Genomic DNA, 14,444 nt, shown 5'->3' with positions numbered 1-14,444 from the left:
AGGCCAAACCTTACTAACAATAAACAAATCACCACGAGAAAAACCAGAAATAGCACCACCAACAATCTCTTCGGAGCAACCGCCGCCATACATTTCAGCAGTATCAAACATCCTATAGCCAAGTTCAATTGCCCGTCTCAACAATGCGATCCATTCGGCTTTACGTGAGCAATCCGGGGTCCAGTAGCCTCCTCCGATTCCCCATGTTCCAAGCCCTATCACAGGCATTTTTAAATCACCCCTAAAGGTCTTGTACTCCATTTCCATGATTTTCGGTTCGAGAATTAGCTTAATAACACTTACCGTTACTTAAGTTTCAGTGGAACAGTTTACTGTTAGCATATGATAATATTTACATTAGATAAAATTATTATACTTGTGTAAACTACTGAGGCTTAACCTCATACTTCCCATCAGGGTAGACAATAGCCCTAGCCCTCCTAGTTGCCCAGCATGAGAAGACTATGCCAATTGCGAAGGTTGCTGGATGCCTATAGGCGTACTCAATGTGAACATCTAGTGCTGTAACCACGCCACCTGTACCGTGGGCGCCAATACCCAGTTTATTCACGGCTCTTAATAATGCATCCTCAAGCTTAGCTAACTCTGGGTTACTATTCCTTGAACCAACTGGTCTCAAAACCGCAGCCTTCTTAGCTAACTTAGCCGCAACATCCACTGATGGACCAACCCCAACCCCAACTATAACTGGTGGACAAGGCATGGGGCCAGCGTCAACAACAGCATCAAGGACAAGTTTAGGTAACTTCTCCCAGGCATTACCAGGTGGTATTACGAAGGCTTTGCTGGGTAATTCAGTACCACCACCCTTAGGTGTATATATCATTTCAAGGTAATTACCGTCAAAGAGCTCAATATCGAAAACCGGCACACCTAAGCCAGTATTATCACCACTGTTCCTTTCACTTATTGGGTCAACGGTATTGGATCTAAGCGGTAACTCCTTGGTAACTTCCCTGACGGCTTCAGTTAGTATCTTTGTTAATTTACTTCTAATAGGAAAGTCATCACCAAGCCTTATGAAGAATGTTGGTACCCCTGTGTCTTGACATACTGCAGCATTGTACTTCTCGGCTAATTTAATGTTCTCCAGTATTGCATTTAACTGAACCTTACTGGGTTCATGAACCTCAACATTAAGTGAACCCATGATGGCATTCTTAACGTCGAAAGCTGGAGAAACGCTAGCCAACCTAACTATAGTCTTAGCCGCTTCCTTAACTGAATCTTCTAACCTACTCTGCATAACTCATTGTGTTTACCTAGTATTAATAAGGATTTCCTCATTGACAATTCGCATAAGTCCTCAGCCTAACCCTAGTAAGCGCAACACGGCTTAATTCCCATGTATCATTAAGAATGAGGTTACTTAAATATCTACTACGAACTGAACTTTAAACCCATTGTTAACCCTTTCTATGCTCATCATGTTGTAAGTCATTGCCTTAACTATAGTGCCCCTGAAACCATGCCTCTCTACACTATAGTGCTCTCCCTGCAGGGTTGCCTTAATTCTAGGCTTATCCTCATCAAATTCATTAATGATTATATCACCAATGGCCATCTTCCTACCATCAAACCAGTAAATGACCTCATCTATCCAGTTAAAGAGCAACTGCTCCAAGTCATCTCCATAAACCTCTACGTTAACTTTATCAACTGAGTTAACCCTTGATGTGTCGTACATTATGTTTAAGACACCTAATGCAGCGTTCTTAAAGGCTTCAGGTAATGATTGACCATAGGCTATGACCAGTATATCCGCCGTATGGTCACCATACTCAAACATAGGACTCTTCATTAAGCATCCAGTTAAGGTGAGCTTAATATAGTTTAATCCAACACTCTAGAAGGTTAAGACCTGGTACCCATTATTAACGTAGTAGGCTAACCTTTCCCCCGCAGGCTTTAAGTCTAGCCTAAGCTTCAGTAGGGTTGAGTCAATGCCTTTACCCCTAGCGTAATTTATGCAGGCTGAGTCCACACTACCGTTTTTAAGTAAGGTATCGAAGTCCTCCTTAGCCTGCCCCTCAAGATTAAGTAACCTTTCCTGGCTTGGACCAAAGAATATGACCTTTAAGTCATCAAACCTCTTATTAGCTACTGATGCGGCAGCCATCCTTAAGGCTAAGTCCATCTTCTGATCCCCACTCATTATTAGGAATAGGACCTTAACCATAGTTAGCTCCTTGATTTTGGGGTATTTAAATAACATTCGGTTAAGTGAATAATTACTGAAATTAACGTTTTAAAAGCCCCTCACATAATTATACTGGTGATGAGACTTCACCCCACGTGAAGCTATGATGAGTAACTCCAATCCTGATGAATATACATTGACCTTAGTCACCTGGATGCTAGGAAACCAATTATGAAGCCTACTAGGAATATGATTATCATTATGGGTCCTAGGCTAAACAGTAATGCTGAGAGGAAGGTTGCCGCCCCTATTGAGAATCCTATTACCTTAACCAGTGATGATACTCCGCTTGGTGATGCTATGCCCAATAATATGATGAATAGCACTATTGCGGCTATAACTATTGCAGCCACTATCAGTTTTCTCACTAGGAATCCAACTACGAGACCTATTATGAACACTATCAATGTTGATGCTGCGGCATTAAGTAGTGAAATCCCAATCATCACTTAACTACCAGTACATGGATTTATAAGTATTTCCATAGTAGTCAATATTATTAATATAAATTAATAAGTTAGTCCTTAGTTGTTATTAGCACAAACCTATGTGTTTTATTAAATGATATTGCATTACTCATTGTTACCTCAACGTTAGGATTAGGTACACACACTAAGGTTAATGAATCGTAAGTTAATGTTAATCTAATCGAATTCCTAAACCTATGGAAGCTCAGTATTTGACATAACCTAATCATTAAAGTCGCATTACTTGGCTTAACCTCATAAGTGGTTAGCTTCTCCCTACCTAAACCCTCAAGTATGGTAATTAACCTAGCCTTAACCTCATTAACATAAGCCTTAACCCTATCTGCAGTTTCACTAAACCTACTCAGTATAATATTGTTAAGTAACTTCAAGTCTATTAAGGGTACTTGAAACCCATCATCCCTTGCTACCGTACTCCATAGGAGGGACTCAATTGTTAAGTAAGCTAATGCAGCATTTAAATCCATGACATATGGTGTATTTATGAGTAGGTAATCAATGTATGAACCCATGAACCCCCTCCTTAGGCTAACGCTTACCAAGGATTCCACTAAGTCCTCAGGGCTATTTAAGTTGAGGCCCTTATCATCAAGTATTATTGGCCATAGGCTTAGTGAAAGGGAACTGGTAGGGTCATTACTTAGGTTAAGTGGTAATGGTGAGTTCTTCATCTTAATTAAACCATCACTAACCATGGTGCCTAATATATCCATGGCGTTTGGACCGTATTCATCAATGGCTAAGCCAACCATATAAAGTAAGTACAGTATCCTTGATGCCCGAGGCCAATTACTTAATGGTCCTATTAAGGTTGGGTCAATTAAATGAATTAACTGTGACCCTGCAACATGATTCATGTTTATTACATTACCCTGAGGTGCTTGTTGAATATTGTTCTCAAGACCTACTAATACTGTTGATTCATAATTCTGCGTTAGTTTAATGACCCTATCTTCATTAATTGAACCTGCGAAGGTTAAGTGGGTTTCTAAGCCAAGATTGTACCTGATTAGGAGCATTACCAAGGCTAGTATAACATTGTAGGTTGATGGGAAAGTTACAATAAGCAGTGGCTTATCCATCCTAATGATTGGCTCAATCACAGCTAAACTCCTGTAATTCCTCACAGTAGTAATGCGTAAGAACCCTTTTAATACACTCACCCACGCTGGTTAGTTACTTAAACACCATGAGCATTATTAGTCGGTACTTAGTTAAGACTTAAGGGTAAAAACTGCGGTAACTACATAAACCCTGAATGCTGGCCTTAAAATAATGCTGCATATTCATGAACCAGTTAACCCAATGTTCGGCGTTAGTAAGGGTAATGGTAGAGTAATGATACTTGGTGTACCCATGGAAGATACGTTAAGCTTCAAGCCTGGGACCAGGTTCGCACCCATGGTGTTAAGGCAGGTGACGCCTTACTTTGAAGCAACGCCAACGGAATGGCTTGGACATACACCATTGGGTGAATTAAACGATTTAGGTGATGTTAATCTTCACCAGGGTGATGTTGAATTTAACCTAAGTAGGATAAGGAGTATTGTCAGTGAAATACTGGGTAAGGGGCTTTTAATTAACGTGGGTGGGGAGCACACTATATCACTAGCTGTGGCTAGGGCCATAAGGGATAAATTCGGTGAATTAGGCGCCTTCATTCAGCTTGATGCACACCTAGACCTCAGAAGCGAGTGGCCGATGGGCCAGAGATTAAGCCATGCAACCTTTGCTAGAATACTGAATACTGAAGTTAAGCCAAGTCTTTACGTTAACCTAGGCTTTAGGGGATTCGATGATGAAGAGTTAACTTACGCGAGGGGGCTAAGTAGTGTGCTTCTTGACTCTGTAGAGTTATCAGCAATAGGCTATGTTCAATTATACGATCTACTCAGAGTTATTAATGATACTCATGGTCCAGTTCACCTATCAATAGACATTGATGTGTTCGACCCATCAATAGCCCCAGGGGTGGGTAATCCGGAAACAGGGGGAGTAGGCTATATGGCTATTTATAAGGCTCTTGAAGTTATGATGCCTCTAATTGCTGGAAGACTAGTAGCCATTGATATTGTTGAATATTCACCACCCAATGATATTAGCAATATAACCGCCTCACTTGTTGCTAAGCTCATAGTTGACTTAATGAACCTTTACCTATGGGGAGTTAGTTGTAAACGGAATTTAACTTCATAATCCATAAACCCTTAAACTCACTCAACCATGGGGAAGGATTAGATGCTATTAAAAATAACAAGTAACTACATAGGAATATTATAGGCTAGAGGTTGATTTCTCCAAGACCACTCAAGTCGCTGGTAGCCTTCTCTGATAAAACATCATTACTAACAGATATACTGTACTTCAACTTAGCAGTGTAAACTAATGCCCCTGCCTCCTCAGTGGGTGTTAAGGGTATTTCCCCATTAATGTCTGCATGACCCTTCTCAACCCCATTCTTAAGTAGACTCCACTTCATTGATACAACCAACTTGTCGCCACTCCTCTCAATACTCCACTTCCTCTCACCAGGCTGTAAATCGTAGGTGCTTGAATACTCCTTAACCATGTTAGTGAATGAGCCACCTTCACCAAGTGGTTGAGTTAAACCAGCCTCCCTAGGCCACCTCTCCAGTCTCCTCAACCTAGCCTCCTCCGGGGTGTCTTTACTGAACCTTACAGGTACCTCGATCTCAGTTTCGTAAACAACCGTGTATTCCGATGACATAGTGACTGTACTTCAGTTGGGTTAATTAATGTTTTCACTGCATTGTCTTGGAAAACTTTATATAGGGGTTAATAATACTTAGGGTTGTATGATCATTAACACTATTGATGTATTAACCATGAGCATCCTAGCTGCATTTATACTTGCAGTAGTAGGCATAATACTTATGATACTGGATTCTGCAAGGCACGGCGATGGGAAGAGGGAAAACGATGATAGTGAGGGGGAGAAGAAGTATGGGGGTGTTGTTATTATAGGGCCAGTACCCATAATCTTCGGTAATGATTCATCAATTATTAAGTGGGCTATTGCATTAACAATAGTGGTCGTAGTAATATTCATTCTACTGGTAATAATACCACTCATGGGTGTTTAACATGAGACTATACCAGGTTGGATTATTGTTAATAATCATTGCGGCATTAATACCGTTAGCTGCAATAATTCTATTAGCCCTATCCACTCAAACGACTGGAGTAACGTGGGGTGGAGCAGTGCTGGTTTTCCCAATACCGGTAGCCATTGTAGTTGGTAATAAGCCTTCAATTATAACCACATTATCGTGGATAATGGTTGCAGTATTCATAATAATGGCTGCACTATACATTATCGCATTAATTCAGTATAGGGGATCAAGGCAATTAAACGTTTAACTCCATTATAACTAGTCTTCTTCCATCTTGGCCGGGCAATATTACTGTTAGCTTATAGGAGTCACCGAACATAATGACTGATACATCATCACCTAGGTGAACTTCCCCATCAATACTGTGAATCATGCATGATTCACAGTTCCTAGCTTCCTCAATTATACCCCTTACGACACCAGGAATACTACCGCCTTCCGTAATTAATGCAACCATAAGTTCTCCATGATCACCGTGAGAATGGTAGTCAGCGTTAGCGTTATACTCACTCTTTATTGAATCAACAAGCTTACTTAAATCATCAGTGAATTCAGGTGGAGCCATGTGGTGATGCTCCTCACCCTCTTCTTCCTCATTCTCATTGTTCTCCTCAGTGACCGGCACCATAACCATGTTTAACACTAGCTCAAGCTTCTCAGAATCCCCAATTCTCCTAAGTTCATTCTCAAGCTTTTTCCACTCCTCTAGACCAAGCTTTATTTGTTTAATATTAAACACAAACGAGATTTAGGATAGGGAATTTATTAAACTTCCTACTCATTGTCCATGATTAGGGGATTTCTTGAGCTGGAGTGTTATAGGGGAATTCGACTTAACATTAATGAACCATGGGTACTCGCAAATTAAGTACCTTACCTCAACATGCTGGGAAGTCACGTTTATTAAGCACCTAGATGCGCACTACACCTATGGTTAGTGTGAATGGGGTTACCGTAGCCTACTTAATCCTTGCTTTTATCCTAGCTTACGTTGGTGCTTCTTTAATTGCCCATGGTTCATCCATTAATCTACAGTTAAATAATCCATCATCATTAAGCGGCTACTCCTACACTGGTTCACTCAGTAATGATACTAACGTAATAGTGACAATATATGTTCCGCTTAGGAACTTGAACCTGCTTTACCATTATGTTCAATTAATATCAAGCCCAGGTTCACCAATGTACCATCACTTCCTAAGTAAATCTCAAGTAGCCTCACTCTTCTATCCAACTGGAGAGTATAATAACGTTGTGGATTTTCTTAAGAAGCATGGTTTCAGAATCATATTTACTGCAGCAGACTCCATAATTGTTGCTGAGGGTAACGTTAGCTCCGTTGAGAGGTATTTAGGATTAAGGTATGCCGTCTACAGTAATGGTTCAGTAAGCTTCTATGAATCCTATGGGGAACCTAAGTTGAGTAATGTAATCATTTATTCATCAAATGTAACGATGCTCCTGCTTGAGCATCCACCATTTCTAATAACAGGCAGTGAGCTGGATAACCTGAGGAGTTACGTTAAGAGCGGTGTTAACTTAACTTACCCAATTGAAGCCTATTGGCCTACGGAACTTCAGGAAGCCTATAATGCAACAGCATTGTATAGAATGGGTTATTACGGCCAGAACTACACAATAGGTATTATTGACTTCTTCGGTGATCCCTACATCATTAATCAATTAATGCAGTTTGATAATGAGACTGGTTTACCTAATCCACCAGGCTTCAGTATAATACCCATAGGTCCCTATAACCCTAATCTGGGTGTTTACAATGGTTGGGCATATGAAATAAGCCTTGATGTTGAAGCTGCACATGCAATTGCCCCTAGGGCTAATATAACGCTTTACGTAGCTAACCCAGCATTACCTTTAGCTGCAGTAATAGCGTACATTGTTGATCAGGATAACGTTAATGTAGTATCGCAGAGCTTCGGCTTCTCCGAGTCAATTCTCTCGATGGTAAATGGTCCAGTGTTCTACTTCAATGTCTTCCTAACTGACGAGTACTACGCACTGGGTAGTGTTGAAGGCATAACCTTCACTGCGGCAAGTGGTGATGGAGGTGGGGCGGGTTATAGTAATGGACCTATTGGTGCTGTTATTTACCCATCAGTGTCACCTTACGTGACTGCTGTGGGAGGCACAACAACCTACATTCAATTACCTAATGGTTCTAATTATCAGACAGCATGGTCCAGCTATGGTTTCATACCACTTGATCAGAACCTAGGTGGATCAACAGGTGGAGTTAGTATTATTGAACCTAAGCCATGGTACCAATGGGGCATTGCCACACCGGAATCATACCCCTTTGGAAGAATGGTTCCTGATATTGCAATGGACGCAAGCCCCTACCCAGGTTTACTGGTTGTGGGGCCGAGTAATACCTTACTCATAACCGGTGGTACAAGTGCTGCAGCACCTTTGCTTGCGGGATTATTAACACTAATAATGGATTACGTTCACTCAAGCCTCGGCTTAATTAACCCTACATTATATAGTATTGCCAGTAATACTAGTGAGTACGGTAAGGCAATAGTACCCATTGAGTTTGGTTACAATATACCGTGGACCGCACATTATGGATACAATATGGTTACTGGGTTAGGAACCATTAATGCCGGTTATTTTGCTGAAGCGTTCTCAGCCTTAATTAATAAAAGCGAGAGTGGGTTATCGATAACTGTTAACGTGTTTAACTACTCCGGTTACCAGCAGAGGCAGTATTACCCAGGGGAGAAGATTATCATTAGTGCCTCAATAATGGTTAACTCAACTCAATTAGTAACGTCAGGGAACTTCTCAGCAATAATTGAGGATTCATGGGGCAACGTCACTATTACCCCATTAAAGTTCAGTAGATTCTTAGGATGGTCAGCGTCAGTCACTCTTCCAAGCAATGCCTCAGGTATATTAACGATTACCGTTTACGGTAAATACAGGAATTTAACTGGTTACGGATTCACCACTGTGTATTCGGGTTATTATGCTCAGTTCCTTGAACCACTCACCTTCATACCCCTATACTCTAGGTTGGGCATATTGATCGCTGTTAACTTAACTAATACCTATGGTTCATTACCAATTAATGTGACTAATCTTACCGCGCTTGTATACTACTATAACTTTATCAATAACTCGTACATATTAGTGGGTAACGTTACCTTAAGGCCACAGTTAATGAACCAGGGATCAGGGTTATCATACTTATTTATAGGTAAGTTACCTAGTAATGCGCCCATAGGTAATTTGCTCATTAGATTAACCAACGCCTTTGGTTTTGTAGCCTTCACAAATGGTATAATGATGCAAAGCCTATATGTTCTCCCAACGGTTGTTGCCCAACCTGGTTCAGTTGCAGCAGGTGGTAACGTAGTAGTAATAGGCTACCCAATACCGCCTCTTGACCTAGGCCAGGAATCAGCTGGGACAGGTACATTAGTATTCTATAATGTTCTCTACGGCTCCAACATAACGGCCTCCCTAATTGGGCCCACTGGTGAAGTTGTTAGTAAGGCTAATGTGTACTTTAACCCGTCGGTAGGCGCATATTATGGTGTTCTAAAAGTACCTTCTAATGCCACGCCTGGCTTATACTCTATTGTCCTGAATGCGTCCTACAGTTCATACACACTTAACTCCACAGTAATGGGTTCATACTTCGCTCAAATCTACGTGTCTAGCGGTTACTCGATACCATCAATAAGGTTCTCGTCACTGTATGCAGCTGAGGGGCAGGTAATTACTATTTATGCTAACATAACGTACCCTAATGGTACTGAGGTTAGGTACGGCATGTACTCAGCCGTCGTGTACCCATTATCGTTATCCAGTATTTACCCAACTTTAAGCCAATTATTTGAAACACCGCTTTGGTATAATTCTAAGCTTGGCCTATGGGTAGGTAACGTAACTTTACCATCTCAATTCTCCCTAGGTAGTTTAACCTACCTTGAGGGTAACATGTACTTCTCATCACCATACGGTGTACTAGTCACCGGTGTTTCAGCTGATGGATTCCCAACGCCAAGCAACCTACTAACTCAATCAACATTCTACGTACTACCGTATACGTTAATAAGTGGACAGTTAATAAGTAATATGAGAACTTACCACCTAGCTTTGGTTAACGATACATTAGTGAACGGGATATATGTTGACGACATTTTAATTAACGATACACTAATAGGTAATGTCACATTAATTAACTGTAACGCCAGTAATATAACGGTGCTTAACTCTAACACCGTAGTAATGCTGTCTAATATTAATAGTATTAAGGCAATTAATAGTACTGTTGAGTTATTCACAAGTAAGGTGAATGAGCTAACGCTATTATCCTCAAGATACCTTAACGAGAACTCTGTGATAAGGTACATTTACCCCCCATTACCAGTCGTGGTAATTAACTACCCTAGTGATAACGCTAATTTAACGGGTCTAGTTACCGTTAACTTCACAGTAATGGGTATTGACGTGTCCAGTGTGATACTTTACCTTAATGGCCATGAGTTAATTAACTATACTGGTAATGGCACATTCACTTACGCATTAAATACGGCGAATTACCCTGATGGTACCTATGAATTAACGGTGACTGCAGTTCAAGCAGATGGATCATCATCTTCATCAACCGTGAAAGTGAGTATTGAAAATGGTTTATTAATGCTTAATAATAGGCTTAATACCGTTAATCAATTTGTTAATAATAGTATCACTAAGTTATCCAGTGAATTGTCCTCGAATATGACGTTAATCTACAATGAATTCAATAGGCTTAATAATAACTTAGTAATCATGGATACCCTACTGTTAGTGGCTCTTGCCTTAAGCTCAGCAGCGTTATCATGGTTCATAGCATCTAGGCAACGTAATCACTTGTAAAAGGCTATTGAAGCATATCCCACTGTTTCAAGAAGATACCCACTGGTGTCTCCAGATGTAGCATGTTTAAGGAGCTTCACGCCTGTTGCTCCTTGTTTCCTTGAATAAACTATGGCTGTCATTATTGCACCGAAGCCGCATACTGAGACATCGTACTTATCCATTACTGTATAGAACCCTTCCTCATCCATGTTTAGAATACGTTCAATAACCCTCATATCCTTACCCGTAGTGACATCATGTGGTTCATAGTGGTTCAAGTCACTGGAGGCCACTAGCACAACCTCACCTGCTCTTCCATCAACAACTTCACTTATTGCCGAGCCAAGTCTCCTGGATAAGTCAATTGTCTGATTCCATAGGACTATGGGAACTATCTTAGAGTCAGGGAAAAGATACTGTATGAAGGGTACCTGAACCTCAACGGAATGCTCCCTCTCAAAGGCTAATGGGTCCTCAGCTAAGTCCCTCACCTTAGCCTTTATCTGCTTAGCCACCTCCTCATCAATCTCCACCTGTCCTAGTGGTGTTTCCCAGACCCCACTAGTCATTATTGCAGCCGGGGAACCTACACCATAGTGATTTGGTCCTATTATTATGAATACCTTGGGTTTAAGATACTTGCTTACCTCAACATATGCATGGGCAGCCACAGGGCCTGAGTATACGTAACCAGCATGAGGCACTATTATTGAGAGGACGAACTGCTTATTCTCCTTAAAATTCATTGTGGATTTAGGACCAAGCTCATGCTCAATAGACCACTTTATCTGGTTAATTAAACCATTCCTACTTGCCTCATAGAACATACCTGCAACCGCGGGTTTCCTAGTAACCATGCTAGTCTCACTGCGTTTAGTTATTTAAATTGTTTTACTAACAGGGAGACAGCGCTATGCTGTTATTAAGTGGGGAATTTAAAAACCAGGTTAAGGTACATTAGTAATAGTGGCTAAGGCTGATTTAAAATCATCGATAATGAAGGTACTTAGGATTGCGAATCTATCACTCTATGTAGTAGTAATAATATTTACTGGAATTACTAGTATACTTTCATTATACATTGCCGCGATTGATATTCTTAAAATATGTATTAGCGTGAATTCTTTAACTGATGTTAATATTATTAATGTATTATCAGCCTTATTCCTAGTGGTATTAACGATGGAGTTAATTGACATGTTCATAATATACATGGAGAGAGGACACATAATTGTTGATATGGTAATAGCCATAGTGTTAACAGCCATAGCTAGGGAATTACTGATAAATTACGCGAATATTGAATCCATGACCCTTCAAAGAGGTATTATGCTATCAGCCGCCATTTTAACCCTGGCAATATCATACTGGTTAGTCATTAAAGCTGATTCCATTAAGAGAACCTAGCGATAATGAGACCCCTATGTCTATTATCAATAAGTGCCTCATTCATTAAATGAATCTTCAGTAACCTAAAACTTGGGAACCTAGCCCCACAAACCGGGCATCTTCTTGTTTTAGGTAATTGCTGGCATTCCCTACTGTAGTGCATGAAGTAGGCTAAGGCATTATCCATTGTTTTCCCACAATACTTACACACTATCTGCATTGGGCTTACGTAACCCTGTGGTTTAAAACTTAACCCTACACATGCCAAATCATTAGGTAAGATGAGTAATTAATTTAAATCAATCACTGGCGTGGTAAATATGACGGTTATAGTTGAGATCGCGGTTGACCCAATAGGCACAGGTTCCACTAGTGTCGGTGACTTAATAAAGTATGCTGTATCAGCAATAGCTAGGAGGGGTTATAAGTACCAGGTCTGCGCCATGGGAACTGTGGTTGAGTTACCGTCATTAAAGGACGTTGGATCACTCCTTGAAGATATTCACGAGGAGTTAGTTAAGAGGGGTGTTAAGAGGATTGTATCAGTGGTTAGGATTGATGATAGGAGGGATAAGAGTGAAAGTATTGAGTATAAGGTTAGTAGGGTTACTCAGAACCGTTAAGCCGGGAGTGACTCTTGATTATTTGCTGGTTGTAGCCTTCGGCTTCATTACAGCCTTCGCCAACCCCCTCACCGCTCTAATAGGAGCGTCTCCATATGCATCACAATAACGTTTCCCTTTAACGCCAGTGGTAAAACAGTCCCTAGGGGGAATTAACTTTATTTAAATCCCTTTTAGCAACTCAAGTAAACCTACTCTGCTAGTGTTAATTCATTGCTTAATTCATCAATATACTTCCAAGCATCATCAGGAAATATTAATACTGCGTCATCAATATTAAGATTCATTGCGGCGTAAGCCACTGCCCCTGAACTTAAACCAATTAATAGGCCATCGCTCCTAGCTACCTTCGTAACACCAATTAAGGCCTGCTCCCTTGTCACGTCAATGATTTGATCCACCTTAAGTAATTCACTAAATGGATTACTGCCATTAATCCTCTTAATACCTGGTATTGATGAATTAACAGATGGCTGTACTGCAATTATTTTAACTTCATTACCATACTTCTCCTTAAAGTACATTGATATTCCAGTCATGTGGCCAGCTGTCCCAACCGCACCAATAATGTATTTAGGTTTAAAACCAGCTATCCTGCATTGTTCATCAATTTCCCTTGCTGTAGTATTATGGTGAATCATGTAGTTAGCTGGGTTTGAGAACTGGTTTGGATGGCTTAACCCCAGTCTTCTAGCTTCATTAATTACTTCAGGCAGTATTGTTGATGTATTACCCTCACGCTCAATCATCCTAACACCCATTAACCTGAGCATAACTTTAAAGGACCTTGGGGAACCTGCAGGAATATAGGCAACATAGTCAATCCCCCTAGCCCTAAGTATTGACGCTAAGGCAACGGCTAAGTTACCTGACGAAACTTCAATAACCCCTTTATCCACATTACCTAGTGACTTAATGAGCCCTAAGGCAGTCCTATCCTTAATACTATGGGTAAGCGGATTCATGAATTCCAATTTAGCCCAAACATTACGTGGCTTGAACAGATTTAACCTTAGGAGCGGGGTTGGCCAAACCCCAACTATTAACTCCTCCAGACTCCTAAACACGTTACCAGACGCAAATACCGGTCCCGGTCATTAAGCTTGTAGGCTTAAGGACACTATTTAAGGGTTACGCTTATGAGGGACCAGTAACATGTAACTTAAAGTCCTGCCTTTTAAAAAGAAGCTTAATCACTAGGCGAAAATCTTAATTCACCGCAGTGGTGCTTCATATGGATGCTACCTGAGAAGGTTGAGAAGCCTTGGAGGGATTTAAAGGCTTATATTGAGGCTAGGAGGATTGAGGCATTGGCGGAGGCTAAACTAGCTGTTAGACTACTGGCTGAGGGCTATACTAGGAATGCTGCAGGTAAGGCCTTTCAAGCCTTTAAATCACTATTAGCCGCCCTAGCAGGTGAAAGGAGGGAGGAATTGGCTAGGGGTTTACCTAAGGTGGATAAGTTAATAGCATACATGCCTACATCAGCGGTTAGAAACATCGCTAAGGTACTTGGATTAGAGGGGGAAGCCATAATTGCCCTTGCTCTTCACCAATATCAGTATAATGGCTCAGACCCCGAGGGAGTCATGAGTATCTACTCCTCTAGGGATGATGCTATTAGGGATATGTGTAGTCTACTCACTAGAATTGCGGAGATACTTAATGATGAGGGGCTTAAGACTGAGCTCCATAATACGTGCCCAAGGCATTAAAA

At 40.9% G+C, this 14,444-nt stretch carries 19 protein-coding genes; 8 read left to right on the top strand and 11 right to left on the bottom strand.

The genetic code is table 11. The features are described 5' to 3' along the window. From Q0C29_RS04425 to Q0C29_RS04400, 6 genes are all read right to left on the bottom strand, one after another. On the bottom strand, nucleotides 1-267 hold a 267-nt coding region (locus Q0C29_RS04425; RefSeq protein ID WP_291999450.1), incomplete at its 3' end, for an aldo/keto reductase. Between the two features lie 118 nt (nucleotides 268-385). Continuing rightward, entirely contained in the window at nucleotides 386-1,267 is an 882-nt protein-coding gene (locus Q0C29_RS04420; RefSeq protein WP_291999449.1) for a fumarate hydratase, read from the bottom strand. A 123-nt stretch (nucleotides 1,268-1,390) separates the two neighbouring features. Then, complete coding sequence (locus Q0C29_RS04415; protein ID WP_291999448.1) at nucleotides 1,391-1,822, bottom strand: archease; 432 nt, start codon at nucleotides 1,820-1,822, stop codon at nucleotides 1,391-1,393. Between the two features lie 45 nt (nucleotides 1,823-1,867). Beyond that, on the bottom strand, nucleotides 1,868-2,200 hold the full coding sequence (locus Q0C29_RS04410) for a hypothetical protein (RefSeq protein ID WP_291999447.1): 333 nt from the start codon (nucleotides 2,198-2,200) through the stop codon (nucleotides 1,868-1,870). Nucleotides 2,201-2,367: 167 nt separating this feature from the next. Then, nucleotides 2,368-2,667 (bottom strand): hypothetical protein, encoded by a 300-nt coding sequence (locus Q0C29_RS04405; RefSeq protein ID WP_291999446.1) that lies wholly within the window; start codon nucleotides 2,665-2,667, stop codon nucleotides 2,368-2,370. Nucleotides 2,668-2,738: 71 nt separating this feature from the next. Further along, on the bottom strand, nucleotides 2,739-3,836 hold the full coding sequence (locus Q0C29_RS04400; RefSeq protein ID WP_291999445.1) for a hypothetical protein: 1,098 nt from the start codon (nucleotides 3,834-3,836) through the stop codon (nucleotides 2,739-2,741). A gap of 148 nt (nucleotides 3,837-3,984) precedes the next feature. Here Q0C29_RS04400 and Q0C29_RS04395 point away from each other — a divergent pair, with 148 nt between their 5' ends. Further along, a complete protein-coding gene (locus Q0C29_RS04395) occupies nucleotides 3,985-4,905 on the top strand; it encodes an agmatinase family protein (RefSeq protein ID WP_291999444.1) in 921 nt (306 codons plus the stop codon). Nucleotides 4,906-4,990: 85 nt separating this feature from the next. Here the strand turns inward: Q0C29_RS04395 and Q0C29_RS04390 are convergent, their stop codons facing one another. After that, complete coding sequence (locus Q0C29_RS04390; protein ID WP_291999443.1) at nucleotides 4,991-5,437, bottom strand: hypothetical protein; 447 nt, start codon at nucleotides 5,435-5,437, stop codon at nucleotides 4,991-4,993. Between the two features lie 88 nt (nucleotides 5,438-5,525). Here Q0C29_RS04390 and Q0C29_RS04385 point away from each other — a divergent pair, with 88 nt between their 5' ends. Further along, entirely contained in the window at nucleotides 5,526-5,813 is a 288-nt protein-coding gene (locus Q0C29_RS04385) for a DUF131 domain-containing protein (protein ID WP_291999442.1), read from the top strand. A 1-nt stretch (nucleotide 5,814) separates the two neighbouring features. Beyond that, nucleotides 5,815-6,090, top strand: a complete 276-nt coding sequence (locus Q0C29_RS04380) for a hypothetical protein (RefSeq protein ID WP_291999441.1) — start codon at nucleotides 5,815-5,817, stop codon at nucleotides 6,088-6,090. Here Q0C29_RS04380 and Q0C29_RS04375 read toward each other — a convergent pair. Continuing rightward, nucleotides 6,079-6,582, bottom strand: a complete 504-nt coding sequence (locus tag Q0C29_RS04375; protein WP_291999440.1) for a hypothetical protein — start codon at nucleotides 6,580-6,582, stop codon at nucleotides 6,079-6,081. The genes Q0C29_RS04380 and Q0C29_RS04375 overlap by 12 nt on opposite strands. Nucleotides 6,583-6,646: 64 nt before the next feature. On the opposite strand from Q0C29_RS04375, the gene Q0C29_RS04370 reads away from it, so the two are divergent. Both Q0C29_RS04370 and Q0C29_RS04365 read left to right on the top strand, forming a co-directional pair. Next, nucleotides 6,647-6,781: a hypothetical protein gene (locus Q0C29_RS04370; protein WP_291999439.1), complete on the top strand. Its 135-nt coding sequence runs from the start codon at nucleotides 6,647-6,649 to the stop codon at nucleotides 6,779-6,781. Further along, the gene (locus Q0C29_RS04365) at nucleotides 6,774-10,733 is read left to right on the top strand and encodes a protease pro-enzyme activation domain-containing protein (protein ID WP_291999438.1); all 3,960 of its coding nucleotides are present in this window, start codon (nucleotides 6,774-6,776) and stop codon (nucleotides 10,731-10,733) included. The genes Q0C29_RS04370 and Q0C29_RS04365 overlap by 8 nt, the downstream gene beginning before the upstream one ends. Here Q0C29_RS04365 and amrB read toward each other — a convergent pair. Then, the gene (gene amrB, locus Q0C29_RS04360; RefSeq protein ID WP_291999437.1) at nucleotides 10,724-11,572 is read right to left on the bottom strand and encodes an AmmeMemoRadiSam system protein B; all 849 of its coding nucleotides are present in this window, start codon (nucleotides 11,570-11,572) and stop codon (nucleotides 10,724-10,726) included. The two genes, Q0C29_RS04365 and amrB, sit on opposite strands and share 10 nt — an antisense overlap. A 109-nt stretch (nucleotides 11,573-11,681) precedes the next feature. Here amrB and Q0C29_RS04355 point away from each other — a divergent pair, with 109 nt between their 5' ends. Next, on the top strand, nucleotides 11,682-12,122 hold the full coding sequence (locus Q0C29_RS04355) for a phosphate-starvation-inducible PsiE family protein (protein ID WP_291999436.1): 441 nt from the start codon (nucleotides 11,682-11,684) through the stop codon (nucleotides 12,120-12,122). Here Q0C29_RS04355 and Q0C29_RS04350 read toward each other — a convergent pair. Then, a complete protein-coding gene (locus Q0C29_RS04350) occupies nucleotides 12,109-12,324 on the bottom strand; it encodes a C2H2-type zinc finger protein (RefSeq protein ID WP_291999435.1) in 216 nt (71 codons plus the stop codon). The two genes, Q0C29_RS04355 and Q0C29_RS04350, sit on opposite strands and share 14 nt — an antisense overlap. 100 nt (nucleotides 12,325-12,424) lie before the next feature. Between Q0C29_RS04350 and Q0C29_RS04345 the strand changes: the two genes are divergently transcribed. Further along, a complete protein-coding gene (locus Q0C29_RS04345) occupies nucleotides 12,425-12,727 on the top strand; it encodes an MTH1187 family thiamine-binding protein (RefSeq protein WP_291999434.1) in 303 nt (100 codons plus the stop codon). Nucleotides 12,728-12,918: 191 nt separating this feature from the next. Here Q0C29_RS04345 and Q0C29_RS04340 read toward each other — a convergent pair whose 3' ends face one another. Further along, nucleotides 12,919-13,794 (bottom strand): pyridoxal-phosphate dependent enzyme, encoded by an 876-nt coding sequence (locus Q0C29_RS04340; protein ID WP_291999433.1) that lies wholly within the window; start codon nucleotides 13,792-13,794, stop codon nucleotides 12,919-12,921. A gap of 171 nt (nucleotides 13,795-13,965) precedes the next feature. Between Q0C29_RS04340 and Q0C29_RS04335 the strand changes: the two genes are divergently transcribed. After that, complete coding sequence (locus tag Q0C29_RS04335) at nucleotides 13,966-14,442, top strand: PaREP1 family protein (protein ID WP_291999432.1); 477 nt, start codon at nucleotides 13,966-13,968, stop codon at nucleotides 14,440-14,442. Nucleotides 14,443-14,444: the final 2 nt, after the last annotated feature.

The organism is Caldivirga sp., from assembly GCF_023256255.1.
Taxonomy (GTDB): Archaea; Thermoproteota; Thermoprotei; order Thermoproteales; family Thermocladiaceae; genus Caldivirga.
The sequence above is the reverse complement of the archived record's forward strand: the minus strand, read 5'-3'. Positions and strand labels throughout refer to the sequence as shown.

Coding starts and splice junctions, on each gene's coding strand:
- Q0C29_RS04420 (WP_291999449.1), bottom strand. CDS start 1,267: ATGCAGAGTAGGTTAGAAGATTCAGTTAAGGAAGCGGCTAAGACTATA.
- Q0C29_RS04415 (WP_291999448.1), bottom strand. CDS start 1,822: ATGAAGAGTCCTATGTTTGAGTATGGTGACCATACGGCGGATATACTG.
- Q0C29_RS04410 (WP_291999447.1), bottom strand. CDS start 2,200: ATGGTTAAGGTCCTATTCCTAATAATGAGTGGGGATCAGAAGATGGAC.
- Q0C29_RS04405 (WP_291999446.1), bottom strand. CDS start 2,667: ATGATTGGGATTTCACTACTTAATGCCGCAGCATCAACATTGATAGTG.
- Q0C29_RS04395 (WP_291999444.1), top strand. CDS start 3,985: ATGCTGCATATTCATGAACCAGTTAACCCAATGTTCGGCGTTAGTAAG.
- Q0C29_RS04390 (WP_291999443.1), bottom strand. CDS start 5,437: ATGTCATCGGAATACACGGTTGTTTACGAAACTGAGATCGAGGTACCT.
- Q0C29_RS04385 (WP_291999442.1), top strand. CDS start 5,526: ATGATCATTAACACTATTGATGTATTAACCATGAGCATCCTAGCTGCA.
- Q0C29_RS04380 (WP_291999441.1), top strand. CDS start 5,815: ATGAGACTATACCAGGTTGGATTATTGTTAATAATCATTGCGGCATTA.
- Q0C29_RS04365 (WP_291999438.1), top strand. CDS start 6,774: ATGGTTAGTGTGAATGGGGTTACCGTAGCCTACTTAATCCTTGCTTTT.
- amrB (WP_291999437.1), bottom strand. CDS start 11,572: ATGGTTACTAGGAAACCCGCGGTTGCAGGTATGTTCTATGAGGCAAGT.
- Q0C29_RS04350 (WP_291999435.1), bottom strand. CDS start 12,324: ATGCAGATAGTGTGTAAGTATTGTGGGAAAACAATGGATAATGCCTTA.
- Q0C29_RS04345 (WP_291999434.1), top strand. CDS start 12,425: ATGACGGTTATAGTTGAGATCGCGGTTGACCCAATAGGCACAGGTTCC.
- Q0C29_RS04335 (WP_291999432.1), top strand. CDS start 13,966: ATGCTACCTGAGAAGGTTGAGAAGCCTTGGAGGGATTTAAAGGCTTAT.